The sequence below is a fragment of the Protofrankia sp. Cr2 genome (genome assembly GCF_963555885.1).
Lineage (GTDB): Bacteria > Actinomycetota > Actinomycetes > Frankiales > Frankiaceae > Protofrankia.
Genome location: NZ_CAUVXG010000013.1, coordinates 35,273 through 52,618 on the forward strand (window position 1 = coordinate 35,273; position 17,346 = coordinate 52,618).

12 protein-coding genes and 1 pseudogene are annotated in these 17,346 nt (G+C 68.1%); 3 read left to right on the forward strand and 10 right to left on the reverse strand.

Going from position 1 to position 17,346, the window contains the following annotated elements:
• Window positions 1-15: 15 nt before the first annotated feature.
• A complete protein-coding gene (locus tag U9978_RS08810) occupies window positions 16-519 on the forward strand; it encodes a MarR family winged helix-turn-helix transcriptional regulator (RefSeq protein WP_416210903.1) in 504 nt (167 codons plus the stop codon).
• A gap of 46 nt (window positions 520-565) precedes the next feature.
• On the opposite strand, the gene U9978_RS08815 is transcribed toward U9978_RS08810, so the two are convergent.
• The gene (locus tag U9978_RS08815) at window positions 566-1,228 is read right to left on the reverse strand and encodes a hemerythrin domain-containing protein (protein WP_322760577.1); all 663 of its coding nucleotides are present in this window, start codon (window positions 1,226-1,228) and stop codon (window positions 566-568) included.
• 295 nt (window positions 1,229-1,523) lie between these two features.
• Between U9978_RS08815 and U9978_RS08820 the strand changes: the two genes are divergently transcribed.
• Entirely contained in the window at window positions 1,524-2,537 is a 1,014-nt protein-coding gene (locus U9978_RS08820) for a hypothetical protein (RefSeq protein WP_322760578.1), read from the forward strand.
• 66 nt (window positions 2,538-2,603) lie between these two features.
• Here U9978_RS08820 and cas6 read toward each other — a convergent pair whose 3' ends face one another.
• The 3 genes from cas6 to U9978_RS08835 form a co-directional block, all read right to left on the reverse strand.
• A complete protein-coding gene (gene cas6 / locus U9978_RS08825; RefSeq protein WP_322760579.1) occupies window positions 2,604-3,404 on the reverse strand; it encodes a CRISPR system precrRNA processing endoribonuclease RAMP protein Cas6 in 801 nt (266 codons plus the stop codon).
• 473 nt (window positions 3,405-3,877) lie between these two features.
• Window positions 3,878-5,146, reverse strand: coding sequence for an ATP-binding protein (locus U9978_RS08830; protein WP_322760580.1), 1,269 nt, complete (start codon window positions 5,144-5,146; stop codon window positions 3,878-3,880).
• A gap of 416 nt (window positions 5,147-5,562) precedes the next feature.
• The gene (locus tag U9978_RS08835) at window positions 5,563-5,799 is read right to left on the reverse strand and encodes a hypothetical protein (RefSeq protein ID WP_322760581.1); all 237 of its coding nucleotides are present in this window, start codon (window positions 5,797-5,799) and stop codon (window positions 5,563-5,565) included.
• Window positions 5,800-6,676: 877 nt separating this feature from the next.
• Between U9978_RS08835 and U9978_RS08840 the strand changes: the two genes are divergently transcribed.
• Entirely contained in the window at window positions 6,677-7,792 is a 1,116-nt protein-coding gene (locus U9978_RS08840) for a hypothetical protein (protein ID WP_322760582.1), read from the forward strand.
• A gap of 42 nt (window positions 7,793-7,834) precedes the next feature.
• On the opposite strand, the gene U9978_RS08845 is transcribed toward U9978_RS08840, so the two are convergent.
• The 6 genes and pseudogenes from U9978_RS08845 to U9978_RS08870 all read right to left on the reverse strand — a co-directional run.
• Window positions 7,835-8,341 carry a hypothetical protein gene (locus U9978_RS08845; RefSeq protein WP_322760583.1) on the reverse strand — a complete coding sequence of 169 codons (507 nt, stop codon included), beginning with the start codon at window positions 8,339-8,341 and terminating at the stop codon, window positions 7,835-7,837.
• A 254-nt stretch (window positions 8,342-8,595) separates the two neighbouring features.
• Window positions 8,596-11,427, reverse strand: a complete 2,832-nt coding sequence (locus tag U9978_RS08850) for a TIGR03986 family CRISPR-associated RAMP protein (RefSeq protein ID WP_322760584.1) — start codon at window positions 11,425-11,427, stop codon at window positions 8,596-8,598.
• On the reverse strand, window positions 11,424-12,122 hold the full coding sequence (gene csx19 / locus U9978_RS08855; protein ID WP_322760585.1) for a CRISPR-associated protein Csx19: 699 nt from the start codon (window positions 12,120-12,122) through the stop codon (window positions 11,424-11,426). Before csx19 ends, U9978_RS08850 begins: the two co-directional genes overlap by 4 nt.
• Window positions 12,119-13,885, reverse strand: coding sequence for an RAMP superfamily CRISPR-associated protein (locus U9978_RS08860; RefSeq protein WP_322760586.1), 1,767 nt, complete (start codon window positions 13,883-13,885; stop codon window positions 12,119-12,121). Before U9978_RS08860 ends, csx19 begins: the two co-directional genes overlap by 4 nt.
• A complete protein-coding gene (locus U9978_RS08865) occupies window positions 13,882-16,524 on the reverse strand; it encodes an RAMP superfamily CRISPR-associated protein (protein WP_322760587.1) in 2,643 nt (880 codons plus the stop codon). The genes U9978_RS08860 and U9978_RS08865 overlap by 4 nt, the downstream gene beginning before the upstream one ends.
• Window positions 16,521-17,346 (reverse strand): annotated as a pseudogene (locus U9978_RS08870) (hypothetical protein); the annotation flags it as partial. The pseudogene U9978_RS08870 and the gene U9978_RS08865, both read right to left, overlap by 4 nt.

Genomic DNA, 17,346 nt, shown 5'->3' on the forward strand with positions numbered 1-17,346 from the left:
ATCTACGCTGTGACCATGGCCGGAACGCGGTGGCTCGACGCGGGAGAGCAACGAGCATGGCGGGCTTTCGTCGCGGCAACCGAGCTGCTTGCGGACGCCCTCGACCGGCAGCTCCAGAGCGAGGCCGGCATGACCCACGCTGCTTACGCGGTGCTGGTGATTCTCTCTGAGACGCCCGACCGGGCCATGCGGATGAGCGAGCTGGCCCGCGCGACCAACTCGTCCCAGAGCCGCCTGTCCCATGTCGTGGCGCGCCACGAGGAGCGGGGCTGGGTCCGCCGGGAAAGGTGCCCGACCGACAGGCGCGGCCAGATAGCCGTGCTCACCGACGCCGGTTTCGACGTCCTCGCTGCGGCGGCCCCGGGGCATGTCGAGACGGTACGGCGGCTTGTTTTCGACGGGCTCAGCCCGACCCAGGTCGAGCAGCTCGGCGCCATCAGCCAGGCATTCCTGACTGTGCTCGACCCCGACGGGAGGCTCTCCGCGGTCCTGCGTGGCGGAGCCGCCCCGTTTTCGTGAACCCGGTGTTCCCGGTGTTCCCGGTGTTCCCGGTGTTCCCGGTGTTTCAGCCGGTGGCAGGGGCGGAGGCGCCACCACCGGAACGCGCCGCACGGACGCCGGCTGCGGGTCGGCGGACGAACTCGGCAAAGACTGTAACGAATCGTAGCAAAGATGTCACCATCTGGCGTACCCGGTCGACGATCCCGGTGCCCATGCCGAGGAGGAGCCTGCCGGGAGGTCGGTCCGAAGCGGACGATCGAGAGCTGGTCGATGCGGCTGCCTGCGTCGGTGCGGTCGCATGCATAGCCTCCACCTGCTCGGCGAGCTGTCGAAGATTGTCTGCTGACATCCGTTGGCGCAGCTGCGGAAACCAGACTTCCTCCTGTTCCCACACGTGTTCACGGATCATCTCCATCAACTCGCGCATCAAGTGGGCGAAATCGGGGTCGGTTGGTTTCGTCGCGCTGAGCGCCGCCATGGTCCGTTCGGCCGCGGCCTGTTGGGAGATCTCCCTCCCGATCACCTCGTCACCGTTTGGAATGATCTTTCTGGCTTCGGGATAGACGATTTTCTCCTCGACCGCCGCGTGTCGGAGCAGCTCAATAAAGATATTCATCGCCAGCTGGTTCTTCTCCGTCGTCGAGGCTGCCCGGTCGTAACGTTGAAACAATTCTTCGACCTTGCCGTGGTCGCGCGTCAGAACGTCTACGACGTCACCTTCGGCCATTGCAGGACCTCCCCTGGTTGTTTGTCGGGTTGACGCGGATTTTCCGGGTTGTCTGGAGAAACTCCGTCCGGCTTAGAGCGCCCGGCGAGTTCCCTACCCGATTGCGGGACACTGTAAGAGCGCACCGCACCCGGCCATCATCAAGATCACGATATGGGTGCGGCCCATAGGGCCATGCGCCCACTGGGGTGAAAACCCTATGAGGTCGGCCGGTACGGAGACCTGGACCAGCGTGTACGGCGTTGTCACGACATACTGGCGTGGTGTCGACGTCGTGCCCGGGTGAGGGCGCTCAGTGAGCATTCATGAGTACGACCCGTGGACGGACGTTCTGCGCAAGCACGCCCAGCGGCGTCGACGGACGGTCGTCCGTCGCGTCCTACGCGGTGTACTCGCGCTCGCCTGCGTCGCGGCTCTCGCCGCGGGCGTGGTGTTCGGCCTCCCGGCGTTGCGTCGGGCGGGCAACGGCCAGCCGGCCGCGTTGGCGACCGCACTGCCGACTGGGCAGGCATCCGGGGAGCCGTCCGGTCAGCCCTCTGCCACCCCGGATCCTGGCGTGCGGCAGGCTTCCGCCGACCCGTACGCGGGTACCGCGGCCGCTCGTTTCGCCACCGGTGCGGACGGCATCGTGCTGCCTGCCGCAGCCGCCACGGGGAGGTTCACCGCGGCCGAGGTCGACACGGCTCTGCGGAAGAGCAAGGAATACATGACCGTCGCCTACCTGGACCCCCGAGTATACGCCGGTGACGAAGATGTCGTATTCGCGCTTCTCGGTGATCGCGAGCGGAAGGCCGTCCAGAAGTGGATGGCCGCCGATCCGGCGGACCACAGTCGGGGTCTCGCTTTTTTTGCGCATTTCGCACCGGGCGTGACGTTGATGGTTCCCGATGTGCGGGTGGACGGCACCGTGACCTTCGCAATTGGTTCGGATTCCCAGGAGTTGGAGATCCATGCGAATCAGGTGTATGTCTATCCGTTGCGCCGCGGATCGGAAGCGGCGCTGGTAATCGTGCACCGGGACATGATTTTCCGCTTTTATAAGACCGGGTCGGTGCGGGCTGGCGAGGAAGGTCCATATCTCGGGGGCGGCCGTGGCTCCCTTTACTGGGACGAAGACTGTGACGCAATGAACAACGGTCTGCTCGCTCCAAGTCACCGGGTCAGTTCCAACCGTCCCGCACCCGGCACGCCCGACTACTCCGAGAGGTTCGACCCGAGCCAGCCGATTGCAGGGGCCGATGACTGCGGGCTTGGGCATGGTAGCCAGTCGGCGACACCGGCGCCGCAGGGGCCGGTCCGGTCGGCTTAGTGGTCGGCAATAGGGACGTGGCGTCGCGGGGTTGGGGCAACGCCGGCGTTGGTTGTGAGTGTGTCGTCAGTCCGGGTCGATGACGGCGTAGCCCATGCCGCTGGCGGTCCGGTCGCCTATACCCGCGTAGCAGGCGAAGCGGGCAAGGGACTCGATGGCGCTGCGCGTTCCCGGTGGGACCCCGGCGGGTTCGGCGAGGGTGTAGCTGACGAACCCGACGCAACCGCGCCGCTTGGGCGCCCCGATTTTGACCATGTACTCGGTGGTGGCCAGGCGCATATCGACGAGCTCAAGGTGATCGTCGATCGCGTCGTCGAGGTCGGGGGGCAGCGGGCTGTCTGGCGCCCAGATCTGCCACCGCGCGGCGAGGGTGCCGAAGACCCGTTCCGGATCGGGCAGGATGCGCTGGCGGCGGGCGCCATCCCCACGGCCGGTCGCGAAGCTGACCGGGGTGACCAGTCCGAACGCCCAGGATGTGGCCGGTGGCGCGGCGGCGAGCAGATTCGCGTAGGGCTCGGCCTCGACCAGATCCACCGACTGCGTGGTGTAGTCGGTGGAACCGAACCGCCACCTGTCACGGGAACTCAGCGCGGCGAGCATCGACCCGACGATCTCGTCGCGTAGCACGCCGACCTCGAAGCGGACGTGCTCGGACGTTCTGGCCGGGGTTCGCTGGCGTTCGTCGAGGAGCGGTGTGACTGCGAACGGGCGGGATGACGAACCGTCGTGAAGGTATGCGCTGGCCTCGGGTGACAGCCCGTCGCGGACGGCGGCGAGGATGGCGGCGTTCACCGCCGGGCCCGTGTGCGGTGGCGGCAGCGCTCCCGCGGATGCCGGACTGATGGTCACGATAATGCGAGCGGGCACAATCCCCTCCTACCTTCTGGTGGGTCGGACATCACGGTAGGACCCACCGGCCAGCCGCCGGCACGAAGGGTCGCCGTCGCGGGCTCCCATGCGCTGACGCGGATTCTCCTTGACTACTGACGGACGGATGCCCGTCGGGGCCGGCATGCTCAGGCCATGGGCTTCGGAGACGTCCCTCGGCCTGACTGCGATCGTGGAGTAGGCGATTTCCGTCGTCATAACGACCAAAATGACCTAACGCTTCGGCTTGAATCGGTCCGGGGTAGGTGGAAAAGGCTTCTATAGCCGCGTTTCTGACCTCCCGCGTGCGGCGTTCAGGCATTCAGACGCCTGGTGTCCCGGGGAGGGCGCGAGTTCGTCGATGCCGAGCAGAGCCTTTACTTGCCAGGGACGGCCGACACCGCCATCAACAGATGGCCAGGATATCAGGGAACCGAGCGTCGTCCTGACGCGGCGCCGTATGGAAAACCGATTCAGGCCCCGGCTTCCCAAAGGGCTGCTATCGGGAGCGATACCAGCCTGTCGCCAAAGCGAAGCGCGCCGTTTTGGTGCCCGGTGTGTAGGACGATACCGTGGACGAACTGCGGGCCGAGTAGATCGCGGAGCGTGGCCAGGCCGCGAAAGTCGTTACCGGTGACCGTGTCGGTCGCCTTGCATTCGATACCGAGGATCTGACCGTCGTCGCGTTCCAGAATGATGTCGACTTCAGCACCGCCGCTGACCCGCCAATGGTGGAGCCGCACCGAGTTCTCGCTCCAGGTGGCCTGTTTGGCCAGTTCGTTGACGATGAAGGTCTCGACCAACGGGCCGCGGGGCGGCGACACCGGTCTGGCCAGGGCGTCGGGAGAAACGCCGAGAAGCGCGGCGGCGAGGCCGGTGTCGGTGAGGTGGAGCTTGGGGTGTTTGACGACCCGGGCGGTCAGGTTTCGGGACCATATCGGTAGTCGGTGGATAAGGAAAACGGTTTCGAGTAGTTCCAGGTACCGACTGACCGTGCTTCGATGCAGGCCGCTCTTGTTTGCCGTGTTAGCGGTGTTGTGTTCCTGGGCTGTCACCGATGCGAGGTAGGCCAGCAGGGTTCGTATCGAGCTCGGTTCGTTGATGCGGGTCATCTCGCGAATATCACGTTCAGCGATGGCTTCGACATAGCTGCGGAACCATGCCCTGCGAGAGCGGGTTGTCCGCATCAGGGCAGGTTCGGGGAAGCCGCCGCGACAGACCCGCTGGAAGTAATCCGCCCGGTCGGATACCGACGCCCGGAGGCTGGAGAGCGATTCGGGGTTGTCGAAGGCATGGTCGATGAAGCTGTCGGACCGGCCGTTGAATTCACCTTGGGAGAGAGGCCAGACGTCCACCACCCCGGCGCGGCCGGCCAGGGACTCCGACAGACTGGGCGTTGTCAGGAACCGGGTGGACCCGGCCAGGACGTACCGACCGGGGCGCGGCGCCGCATCGACCTCGGCCTTGACAGCTCTGACCAGGGCGTCGCCACCTCGCTGAACCTCGTCGATGAACCGTGGCTCCGTGCCGCTTCCGGTAAAAGCCACCGGGTCGCTGGTCGCCGCCTGCAGGGTCTGCTCGTCGTCGAGGTTGAGCAGGGTGCCCCCATGGCGCTCCCGCAGGTGCCGAAGCAGCGTCGTCTTGCCGGACTGCCGGGGGCCGTTCAGGATCACGACACGGAATACCGACAGGTACTCCTCCGCGATTGAGACGCAGGCCCGTTGCAGGTCGGTTACTGGCACGAGAAAACTCCTGCTCACAGCGGATGTCGGCCAGCTTCAGTATACATCTGACGGAGGATTCGACCGACATTTCACAGCCTCATGGACCGACACTTCACAGACACCTGGACCGAAGTTCCACTGGGATCTGCGCCACGCCTGCCCTGGCGCTGGCGTCGGGTGAGAGGTAGGTGGAAACCGTTACTATAACGACCAAAATGACCTAACGCTTCGGCTCGAATCGGTCCGGGGTAGGTGGCGAGGGCTGCGATAGCGACGCTTCCTACCGACCCTTCCTACCGACCCTGTTGCATCGAGGACGTCAGTGTGCCAGGGAGCGGGACACGACCAGGTTCTCCAGATGGAGCCCTCCCCGTCGAGGCCAAGGCTTTCGTGGCCTGCGGCGGGCGCGAGTTCGTCGATGCCGAGCAGATCCTTTACTTGCCAGGGACGGCCGCCACCGCCCGCAGATACCCGTGTGTGCCCGCGGGCTCTGCCGATGCCGATGCCGATGCGGGTGCCTGTGCCTGTCCGGATGTGGGCGTCGTGGCAGTCGACCGGTTGGTCCCGGCCAGGGCCGAGGCCAGCAGCAAGCCCACGACCAGCGCCAGGACCCGTCGCAGCGCCGCAGCGCCGACCGACCTGGATAGGCCGCAACTTGTCAACACCCGCATCAGGTACCTCTCATGGTCTTGCCGGAGACGGCCAGCTGGCCGCCGGCCCGCGTCACATAGGTGCGTCAGCATTCCTCGACCGCGACGCGCCGAACGCAGAGCGACGACACGGATACACCGTTGCGAGGTCCGCTCATATGGCGGACAGATAGCAACGCCCTACTGGCAAAGGCTACGCAGTTCGCCCATCAATGGGCGTCGTTCGCCAGCACAGAGTGCAAAACGACAGGCGCCGAGCATGCCACGGATTAGGCGGGAGCTGTCAGCGTCATTGGCTGGCCCCTTGGACGAGGGCCTGGTCGGACCCGTTTGGCTGGTAGGCAAAGAAGACTATGCATGACAACCCCCCCGTACCTGTTCCGGGAGCGTAGACCACACCGCGCACCGTGCTGAGCGCGCCCTCCCCGCCAGTCGCGTGGGCTGGCGCTGCTCCCCGCTGACTGGTAGTCCCAGCCTGAAAGGCAGCGTGCACGTACGGTAGTGCTCCGAGGGGGAAACGGAGTCGGGCACCCCCGTGGTCGTGGTACCGCAGCGTCCCCTATTCTGACCTGTTCTCCATCGTGAGGATCACAGGGGGATAGGTGAAGATCGAAACTGGGAACCCGAAGGGTGGGTCGACTGCTGGCCGGCCCAGGTCGGGGCGATCCGTCGGGTACGAACCGGTCTTGACGGCTCGTACCTGCTTCCCGTACGTTTCAACCACGGCCGCTTCGTACGTCATGCGGCCCAGGTCGGGTATCACTCGACCGCCGACCAGGATCATCGCGATCTCGGTCTCCTGTGAAGCGCTCAGAAGATCTGGGTGCTGTGACGCCTTTACGGCGTCGTCTTGTTGCCGTCCCACCCATGGTTCGGCATGCCCTTCACAGGAGGACCGATGCTTCCGCTGACCATTGCCGACATCGCAAGCGAGAACGACGACATCGCGTTTCTGGCCTTTGCGGAGTTCGTCGGCCCGGCGTTGTGGACGCGGGTCGTCCACGGCGTCCGTCGTGCCAAGCCCGGCACCTGCGCCTGCCGGCCCGAGCGCCCGCCGCTTTTCAACGTCACCGATACGCTCACCGGGCCGTTGTGCGACCGCTGCGTTCCCCTGTGGACCGGTCTGCTGACCGACGGATTCGAGGTGCTGCGCGAGGCGCTCGTAGGCCGGATACCGACGGTGTCTGCCCGTAGCCGTAACGGGGGCGAGGAGATCCGCGAATGGCGGATCATCCGTGACCATATCGTCGCGCCGGAAGCCGACCTGCAGGACGCGTCCGTCTTCGGTGTCCTGCTGCGCGACTTCGAGCCGCGCGAGGAGACCCCGGCTGAGCTGGACTGGCTGCGCAAGGCATGGGCGCAGCTCGTTAACTACCCGACGTCCGGGCGGATCGTGCCGACGGTGCGGCGGGAGTCGGCTGATGAGCGCGGTCTGCCGACCCGTCCGGAGGTGGCGATCCGCAAGGCGGCCTGGGCCGCACCGCTGCGCGTGGATCCGGTTGCCCGGGACATTCTCATCGAGTTCCTGCTCGGAATTCGCGATGAGATTACCGACCCGTTTTCGCTGCCGTCCATGGAACTGAGGTTCGGGCTCACTGCGGCTGAGGTGAGCGAGCGGCTCCAGCGCTCCCTGGCGACACTGCGTCAGTGCAATCGCGATTTCTACGAGCGGGCCGTGGCGGTGCCGCGCGCGCAGACCGTGTCGGACGCAATCGCCGGTGGGCACGCGCCCTCGCCTGAGGACATCTGTGTGGCGGCGGCAGACACGAGTGTTCCGCGGAACGCAATTCTCGCCGAGCTCGAGGTCAATTCGGTGACGAAAATGTTACTGCAAGCGATCACCGACATCGCCCATGGCAGGAAGGTCGACGTCGGGGCGCTTGCCCGGCGGCTGCTGCGCCTCGACGACGAACGTGCCGGCCACGAGGTCGACCGCCTTGCGCGCCTTGTCGCCGGGGCCGGCGTCGAATGGGTCGACGTCCTGCTGCACGACCTCGACGGGCGGGCCGCGTGATGCCGGCGACCGTCATGCGGGAAACCGTTATGCGGGAAACCGTTATGCGGGCAGCGCGGCCCACGCCTCCAGTAGATCCGCGAGGTCACGGGCCTGTGCCGCGGACAGCACCACGTTTCGTGTGCTGCGCTCTGCTGCGCGAGGTCGGTCATGGCCCGTAGGCGAGCCTGTCCGGGGCGCGATCTCGATGCGGATCCCGTCGTCCACGGTCGTGGCCCGGACCGACCGGGGTGCGTCCGACGTCCCCGACGTCCCCGGTGTCGGCGGCGGGTCGGTGATCTTTCTGCGGCTGGCGATCCGCAGTAGGTCGAGCCGTTCGAACAGGGCCGTCCCATGGGTGCGCAGCAGGGCCGCGACCTGGGCGCCGACCGCGTGGCCGGGTCCATCGGTCCAGGTCAACCGCAGTGGGGGAGCGGCGCCGTCGTCGAGTTCCAGGACCGCCCGCGCCCCGGCCAGGCGCAGCGTGGCAGGCCCGAAACTGCCCTGCAGGTGCCGGGATGCGGACGGGACGCCGGCCAGCGCCGCCAACAGACTCGCGTTTGTCGCCATCCGGCATCCCTCCCTTCGGACTCCGCCAGTCCGTAACCGAATGACGCCACGCTTGCACTCCATGCAACGGTCCGGCGGCCGGGGGTCCTGTTCGGCACGGTCCCACTGCCATGACACCACGATCACCTCCGTCCCGCCCATGCGCACGCCTTGCTGGGACGAGTGGAAGGTTGACGTGAACCTTCCACTCGTGGCAGGCCGCTGGGCGAACCGGGTCGTGGGGTCGCCGGGTCGCCCAGCGGATGAGGATCGGGCTACCGGTCCTTTTCGGGGTGGATGGGCAGGTGACCGACGCCGAGGTCGGGCAGGCTGACGCCGCGGTTGTCGCGGACGCGGCCACCCTGCTGCTGCTCGTTCTGGACGAACCACTCGAACGAGCGGCCCCGCGGGTCAGGCGGCACCGGGACGTCGACCCGCAGGCCGTTGGGCCGCACCCGCGGATAGTGCACGGGTACCGACGCATCACCCGTTGCCGCGGCGAGAAATGCCTTGATGTGCGGGACCGTCTCGAATTGATTCCCGGGGGAGACCGCTTTCGTGAAGGCGTCGACGCTGGCCCGCGCCGCGGCCGGATAGCCGTCGTCCGGGCGCTTCTCCGGCCCGAGTGACCGGTAGTACTGCGCCCACGACGCGCCGGTGCGAAGGTCTGTCCGGGCAGGGTCAACGGTGAGCCGGACGCTGCCGAAACCGAGCGGCTTGCCGAAGCCCAGCCGGTGGAACCGGGCTGCGTTCCCGCCTTTCCCGTCGCCGTCGCCGTCGCCATCGCCGCCGTTTGTGTCGAGGTCGAGCAGCCACAGCAGCGCGCCCAGCTCGACGTCGGCCAGATTGCGGACGTCGACCGTGAACGTGAATGTGGTCCCGGGCCGGACCCAGCCGTTCACCGACCGGTTCTGGTCGTCGCGGTTCTCGTCGTTCACCCCGCCCGAATGCTGTGTGGCGAAGGCGGTTCCTTCGCGGTTCAACGGGTTCGCGCGGGAATCCTCGGGCACGAGCGACTTCCGCGGCCGACGGTATTCCTGGTAACGCCCGCCGTCCAGTTTCTGGGTGCGATCGGCCGTCGGGTTCTTCCAGTAACCGTCGGGCAGGCCGGCGTGATGCGGGTAGACCTTTCGCCCGCGCAACATCTGCGCGGCGGAGTCGAACCAGCCCGCCTTGGGCAGCCCGGTCCGCAGTGGCACGGGCTGGCCTGCCTGTTTGGCTCCCAGGTAGAAGCGGCCCTGGCCGGGCTTGGGTTGACCGAGGATCGCCAGCGGCAATCCACGGCCTTCGAAGCGTTCCACCGCCGAATTCCACGACTGGTCGCAGCGGACCGGTCCGATCCGCAGGCTGCCCCGCCAGGCATCAGCCGGGTCACCCCCGTCGCGGGCGGCCCGGTTTTCGGTCGGCTCGTCGGCTCGCTCGTCGGTCCGGACCCAGCCGAACACCCGGTCCGCCGGGGACAGCTCGCTGATCGTGTTTGCGGGTACCAGCGAGGGATCCAGCAGGTCGATCGGTGCGGCGCTGAACAACTCTCGTGCGATCGTCACCGGATACAGACTGTCGATCTCACCGCGGGCGTCCAGCCGGACGTAGAGCAGATCGCCGTCGGTGAGTTCATCGGGTTCCACGCCATCCGGCTTCGTACCGTCCGGCGCAACCAGGTGGCGACTTGCGACAATCTTCCCGGGATCCTTGGGGTCCGGGGTCTTCAACTCACCGGGCCGGTGCGCGTTCATATAACCGTGGATGATGTCGTGCCAGATACGCTGCAAACCTTCATTCAGTTCAAACGTCTCCCGCAGATCGTCGTCGGCGTCGTAGAAGAAGACCCGCTCGTCGTGTTTGCGGTCGATGTTCCGGTTCGTTATGCACACCCAGCCGTCGACGATCTTCTCCGGGCCGATCGGCTCGTACCATGACGCCCCGTTCTGGCGGGACGTCCGCAGCGGCGCCTGATGTGGTTCCTGGCCGGGTTCGGCAAGTGAGCGCACCCACCACAGCTGGAAGTCAGGTGTATGCGTGGCCGATCGGCGGTCCCACCGGTGATGCTGGACGAGCTGGATGCGCGCTCGCACCGCCGCGCCATGCTCGGGCCGTGCGCCGTCCGGCATCACGATGTTGAAATCGCTCTGGTCGGAGCGGACGTGTTGCGAGCCCTTCGGCGTCCAGTAGGTAGGCAGCCATGCGGCGTGCATGGGCGAACCGTGCCGGCCCTGGTGGCCTGCGGGTGTCGTCCCGGGCAGCAGCTCGATCTTGGCGGTGCCGCCGTCGCAGACGACTCGCGCCGGGATGGACGCGAGCCCGTCGCGGGCCGCCATCCGGTAGCCCAACCGGGAGTCGTGGCCGGTGAAGACACCGAAGCGGGAGTTCGTCACCGCCTCGTAGGCGCTGCGCAGCATGCCCTTTACAGCCGTCGGTGGCAGGTGCGGGCGGCGCTCGTGGCGGCCGTCCGGGGTGGTGACCGGCCGTTCCAGGACGCCGTAGGTTGCATGGCCCTCGTTGTTGGGGGTGACGCCGGCGGTGTCCAGGAGCAGCAGCGGCGTGGCAACCGTGAGGGTGACGCCGATCGTCCCCGACCAGCGGTTCTCTCGGAGCCGGTCGTGGCCGGGCAGGCGCTCGTGATCCGTCGGGTTGTCGCCCACGTCGCCGAGCGTCTTGTGCGAAGGGTCGCGCTGCGGTGCCGGGACGAACCCGTACGGGTTGATGAACGCGTTCAGCGGATCCGAAGCGCGGTAGGGCGCATCCGACTGCCGCTCGGCGGTGGTCGCCTGTCTGGCGGGCCGCGCCGGTGCCATGTGTCGCGGTGGCTGGCGGGACGCGGGCCGCTCACGCGTTTGAGTGGGCTGCGCGGCTGCCGGTGCGGCATCCGGGGACGGGGTTTGTGCTGTAGCCGCGGTGCCCTTGTCGCGGATGCGCTTGGCCCGTCCACCGGCCCAGTCGAACTCGACGGACCGGCCGGCGAGATCGTCATCGCTCAACCCGGTCAGTGTCTCGTCCAGGAATCGGCGTTCGAAGCGCCGCTCTCCCGCGCCGTCCTCGTTGATGACGATCTTGCGGGCGCCGTCAGTGGTCGTCTTCCATACGATCGTGCCGAAACGGCTGCTCATCTTCTCGCCTCCGCGTGAGGTCGGGCCTGGGTACCGGCGTTGGTGGCGTTGGTGGCGTCGGACTGTTTGGGCAGCGCGAGGAACAGCTCGACGAGACGCTCCTCGGCGACACCGGCGTTGCCGTGGTCAGGCTCGGTGGTGACGTACTCGACGGTCCGCAGGTAGACGCACTCCTCCGGCCGGGGCGCCCGCGGTAGCGGCACGTCGAGCAGGCCGATCCGGGCCTCGGCCAGCCGGACCCACCGCGGCCCGCCGGTCAACGGCCCGCCTGTGCCGGTGCCGACATCGGTGCTCGCGGGCAACGGCCGGCCCCACAGCAGGTACTTGTTCTCGATCGTCTCGATGGCGTCCAGCGGATCGAGGCGCTTGGCGAGCCCGGCGCACAGGTCGAGGGACTCCGCCACGATGACCGCCGTACCGACACCGTTGCCCGTGTGCAGCCAGCGCAGCTCGGCGTCCCGGTTGAAGATCCGGGCTTCGAACACCGCCGCGGACCCGGCGGCAGGAAGCTCGATTGTCTTCTCGGAGTCGGTGAGCCGGCCGCCGGACAGCCGGGCCACCGTGTACGCCTTCGGACTCGCCAGCAGCGCCACCGCGTCACCGGTATCAGTAGCGGGATCGGCACCCAAGCCGGTAAGGCGGATCGCGTCCGCCAGCGTGACGTCCGTGGATGTAGCGGAGTACAGGAGTGTCATGCCGGATTCCCTTCACCGGAGGCGGAGGCGGAGGCGGATGTCGAGGTCGAGGTCGAGGTCCCCGAATGGTTGTCGAGGTAGTCCCGCCAGCGTTGGGCGCATTCGGCGACGGCTGGTTCCGCGAGCAACTCGTCGAGATTCTTGTAGGTATTCTTGGCATCCGGAAAGCCGTTGATCGTGATTGATTCCACTGTGATGTCGCCGTGGCCGCGGTTGACGCCGTGCCCGAACCGCACCCGCCCGGCGCTCAGATCCCGAAGGATGAACAGCAGCAGCGCAAGTGCGGGCTGGGTCAGGCCGTCTTGATCGAACTGGCGCAACCGTCGCAGGTCAACGGTCAGTTTTAGCTGGCGCCACTCGACGTGATGCGGTTCAAGGGTGCTGAACAGGCGTTTGTCGGCGGCACCCCCTGTCCACCTGTCGATCGCGACGTGTTCGGCCTCGTCCATGCCGAGCTGTTTGAGGCCCTTGCGGACGGGGCCTTCGACGCGGGCACGGCTTTTTTCCGACGATCGCAGCGGTCGCAGCGGCTGATTCGCAGGCGGGGTGGTCAGGCCCTCGACGTGGGCCCCGTTCAGCGCGCGCCACAGCGTGCCGGAGATCGGCTGGGTCGAGTAGCAGTCGTCGGCGCCGAGTGCTCCGACTCCCCAGCACGGCGCGCCATCACCTGTATCGGTCCTGCCCGCGGAGCCGAACAGGGCGTTGACGGCGGCGAGCTGGTCGAGCTGGGCTCGGAACCGCTCCGACCGTGCCGGCCCCGCCGCCACCTTGAGCGGATGGGGGGCGTCGACCCCGCGGGCGGTCCGCTCAATGCTCTCCGCGTGCGATCGCAGCGCACCCTTGATCGAACTTCCGGGCAGGACGAGCGCGACTTGATCGCTACCCTCGACCCCGCTGACCAGGGGAAGTGCGTTGATCGCGAAGCCGTCTACCCCGCTGCGCACCATCACCGGCGAGGCCGGGCGCCAGGTGATCTCCACCCGGAGCATATCGGCGTCCGGGTCGGTGCCGCCGAGGTCCTGCGGGGTGAGCGGTCTGGTCGCGGGTGCCGTCACCAGACCGAGCGCGTCGAGGATCCCGTCCAGGCTGTCGAACCGTTGCTCGACGATCTCTGGTTTTCCGGCCAGGACGACCGAGCCGAGGCCCCGGGTCCGGGCTGCGCCGAGCCGCAGACCGCCGCCCGCCAGCGCGAGCAGCAGCGTGCCGAGCATCGCCGTCGCAGGGTCGGCTGAAAGCTCCTGCACGGGGGATTCCAGGTCGATCTCAAGGCGCAGAAAGGTGCCGGAGGGGATCACCGCCCGGCCGTAGAGGAACCCGTGTGCGACCGTTCCCGACACCCGGTCGATGCCGATGCCGGAGCGGGCCTCGACCCGCGACCGTGGCAACGGCGTACCCGGATCGGTGTCGGCGGTGACCAGGCTGTCATGGATGATGATCCGGCTTGCCGACCCGGCGTCGGAGGAGTTCTGCGGGACGCTGCCCCAGATCCCGTCGAGGACCCCCGCGTCGGCGATCGACCGTGCGGCGAAGGCACGCAGCGCTCCCGCGAGGCTCGTGCCCGGTACGTAGAGGCGGGACTGCCCGTCGACCGCCAGCGCCAGGTCGACCGACGGGTCGTCGCCGAGGCCGCCGACGTGCAGCGGGGTCGCCAGTCGCAGCCAGCCGCGCACCCGCAGGCGCCGAACCATGGGCCGCCCGGCCCGCACCGGCCCGGCTTGTACCGGCCCGGCCTGTACCGCCGTGTCCACGCTTGGCAGGCTCATCTCGTCACGTCCCCAGTGGTCTCGCCGGTGCTTCCGGCATGGTTGGTCAGCGCCCGGCGGTGTGCGGTCAGGCAGTTCGTGACCAGCGTGCGGACGGCTTCGGCCCACAGCTCGGTGTCGGCGCGCAACCGGTCGGCTCCACCGTCGGTGAGAATCAGACCGGCCGCCACGCTCGCGCCGTGCTTCGGGCCGAGGCGCAGATGCGACCACACCTTGGATTCTTCGGACTTTTCGGGTTTTTGCGTGAGGAGTTCCTTGAGCGTCACGCGGACCTGCGATGGCCAGCCGTCAGCCGACAGCCGGCTCAGCCAGTAGGTGATTTCGTCTTTTTCCTCCAGCCGGGTCAGGACGTCGCGCAGCCGGCCGAGCTGGGTCGGATTCACGCTGCCGTTCGTGCGACCGGTCACGAATCCGAGGACCGTGGCGCGCCCTTCGTTCGTGGCGGCGACGGCGACCGCCTCCCGCTGGATGTGCGCCCGCCATGCCTCCCGCTCGATCACCTGCGCCATCGCGTACGCGGCCTTTTCCCTGGGTGGGACGAACGGCATCGCGGACTTGGCTTCGGCTCTGTCGTCGGTTTCGGCTTTGTCGTTGTCGTTGTCGTTGTCGTCGTCGTCTTCGTCGGATCGCTCCGTGCCGTCGTCGAGGCGGCCGGGCCGCATCACCAGCAGCGGGTCGTTGACGGCGATCTGGCCGAACCCCTCGGCGGTGCGTTCACCGATCCCGCCGGCCTGCACGGCGGCCAGTTTCTCCGCGGACGGATGCCGGTCGGCGGTGAAGGTCAGGACGCTGCCCGCGGCGAGTCCCAGCAGAGTCGGGCGCGGGCGGCACCACGAGCGCTGCCACGATTCGGCCCGCCGGGTCGCGGTCACCCGCCGCAGCAGGCCATCCGAGCTGTCCGAGCTATCCGAACCATCCGAATCGCCAGAATCATCCGACTTGTTCGCCGTGAGGGTGAGCGGCACCTGCAGTGCAGCACCGAGTTGCTCCGCGAACACGACGGGGTCGGTGGACGGGCGCAGCCGCTTGTCGCGGATCAGGACGTCCGACAGCAGCCATACGATGATCGTCGTCTTGTCGTCCAGCCCGGACTGTACCTCTGCTGCAGCCGGTAGCTGTTTCGGTGGACCGTCGACGGTCACGCTGACCTGTCCGTAGTCGTCCTTTGCCGACCGGCCGAGCGCCCAGGTACCCGCCAACGCCGCGTCCGCGCTTTTAGGTAGGAGTCCGGCGCGTACCCGGACCTGCGCCCGCAGTACGGTCCCGGCCGCGAGAGCCTGGTAGGTGTACAGGCCGACCAGCGCGGATGTGGGCCGCTGCCGGGCATCGTCGATGACGTTGTGCGTGTGGATCGTCCGTTCCGGTCGGCGGACGGCCACCGTGGCCACCGTAGGTGCCGCACCGACGTAGTTGTCCTTGTAGGGCTTTGCTGCGGCGCCGGGTTCCCGCGGATCGTCGACCAGCCGGTTCACGGCCGCGGCGGTGTCCTCCTTCGGGTGGAACCAGGTCCGCGGCAACGGCCGGCCCGCCGCACCGTCCACCTCGACGGTCGCGTTGGTGACAAGGAGAGTGCCGGCACGGGCGAGCCCGGCCGGATCCCAGCCCGGCAGTTCGCCCAACCGCCGCAGGACGGCGGGCAGCAGCAGCGAGCCCGGCACGAATGTCAGGGATCGGACGGCGTTGCCGACGGTGCGGTCCTGGACGACCAGCGGTGTGTCGAGGTGCAGCCGCAGGTCGATGATCTCCCAGCCGGTCTCGCCAGGGTGATCGGGATCGACCGAGGTCGAGTCCTCGACGGGAGCGGTCGGAACGGGTGGGGCGACGCCGTCGCGTCCCCGCAACCAGCCGACCAGGCTGGCCAGTGTCGGTAGCGGCGTGTCGCCCGGGTCAGCCGCGGCTGCCTCGGTCACCTCCAGGCGGCAGCGGCCGGCGCCCCGCCGGCGTTTACCGCCGATGGATTCGACCATGCGCGCGCCGAGCAGTAGCACCGCCGCGGCGGCCCGGCGGCCGTCGTCATCCAGGCCCGTACCCGTACCTGCATGTGACCAGCCGGCCAGCGTCGCGGTCGCGGTGAGCTGTGCACCGGAGCGCGCCATCTGCTCGAAGCGGAGGAACGCGTCCGCGGCCCGCCCAGTGCGCGGATCGATCTTCACGCCGGGTCGGACGAAGGTAGCCGCGTCGCGCAGCGGGCGCCGTCCGATCGGCCGTAGGGCGGTGGCGAGCGCGGCCGGGTACCGCGCCGGGCGCACCGACACCGCAGCCGGGCGCGGCTCGTGCTGCGCGGGTTGGTCGGCGCCGGTCAGGACCGGTTGGCTGCCGAAGAGGAAGTCGACCCAGGAATGCCATCCGCCGGCGGCCCCGGTCGCTGTTCCGGTCGCTGTTCCGGTTGACGTTCCGGCTGACGTTGCCGCCGAGCTGTCGAGCGCGGCGGCGACCAGTTCACAGGCGTCCCGCCAGACTCCGGTGAGGGTCTTGCCGGGCACGAACGGCAGGCCGTCGTGGTCGGTGTTGATCACTTTGTCGACTCCGCCGGGAACACCCAGGCCGGTGCCACAGTGCCAGTCGCTGTCCAGGTACAGGGTCAGCTCCAGGGCGAGGCCACCCACCGGGGCCTTGCGGGTCCGCGTCGTGGTTGTCATACCGATGCTCCCGTTGCCGATGCTCCTGTTGCTGCTGGATCGCCCATGAGCTGGACCGCGTTCATCGCGTCGAGCAGCCCGGTGACGGGGGGCTCGTCGGCGTTGATCCGCCAGAACAGCGAGGCCGTGTCCGGATCCGTGGTTTCGCCGTCCGCGGTGTCGGCCGGGGTGGCGGGCGCGGCGAACAGGTTGAGCCCCCGGTCGTGATAATGGCGCAGCAGTTGGCGGAACCGGCCGTCGGCGCCATCCCGCCCGGCGAACAACGCATCCCGCAGGTCGTGCATCTGGCTGGTCGGCAACTTGCGTTCGCCGGACTCCTGCACACCGTCGGGTTGGTCGACGGTGTCGATCAGCGCCGCGGCCCGCCGGACGAGGTCGTCCCAGTGACGGCCCTGCGTCCACGGTTCACGCATGTCACGGGTGACGACGTAGGGCTGCGCGTACAGCAGGGCACGCAGTTTCCGCCGCTTTTTGCGGTCAGGCTCGGTGGCGAGGTCGGCGGCGCCGGGCGGGACCTGCATGCGTTCCCGTAGATGCTCCGGGTCACTGCCCCCGCTGTCATATTGGACGTGGAAGGAGAACGCGGACGCCCGTGGCCGTGGCTGGCCCGAGGACCGCGGTGCGTACCGCTTGACGGTCTTCTTCGCCTCCTTGGTCAGTTCCTCGGCCAGGTCGTAGGCGGCGGAGAACGGGAAGTGCGGCTTGACGACGGCCACCCCGGCGCACGCGGTGAGTCCGCCACCCAGGAGCTCACTGGCACGGGTCACCTCCTCGAAGGCGGTGAGATACGCCTCGGTGAAGGCCAGCGAAATGGAGCCGGCG

What these genes read in the sequence shown, in the direction of transcription:
- U9978_RS08810 (WP_416210903.1), top strand. Translation starts at nt 16, where the DNA reads ATGGCCGGAACGCGGTGGCTCGACGCGGGAGAGCAACGAGCATGGCGG.
- U9978_RS08815 (WP_322760577.1), bottom strand. Translation starts at nt 1,228, where the DNA reads ATGGCCGAAGGTGACGTCGTAGACGTTCTGACGCGCGACCACGGCAAG.
- U9978_RS08835 (WP_322760581.1), bottom strand. Translation starts at nt 5,799, where the DNA reads ATGCGGGTGTTGACAAGTTGCGGCCTATCCAGGTCGGTCGGCGCTGCG.
- U9978_RS08840 (WP_322760582.1), top strand. Translation starts at nt 6,677, where the DNA reads ATGCTTCCGCTGACCATTGCCGACATCGCAAGCGAGAACGACGACATC.
- U9978_RS08845 (WP_322760583.1), bottom strand. Translation starts at nt 8,341, where the DNA reads ATGGCGACAAACGCGAGTCTGTTGGCGGCGCTGGCCGGCGTCCCGTCC.
- U9978_RS08850 (WP_322760584.1), bottom strand. Translation starts at nt 11,427, where the DNA reads ATGAGCAGCCGTTTCGGCACGATCGTATGGAAGACGACCACTGACGGC.
- csx19 (WP_322760585.1), bottom strand. Translation starts at nt 12,122, where the DNA reads ATGACACTCCTGTACTCCGCTACATCCACGGACGTCACGCTGGCGGAC.
- U9978_RS08860 (WP_322760586.1), bottom strand. Translation starts at nt 13,885, where the DNA reads ATGAGCCTGCCAAGCGTGGACACGGCGGTACAGGCCGGGCCGGTACAA.
- U9978_RS08865 (WP_322760587.1), bottom strand. Translation starts at nt 16,524, where the DNA reads ATGACAACCACGACGCGGACCCGCAAGGCCCCGGTGGGTGGCCTCGCC.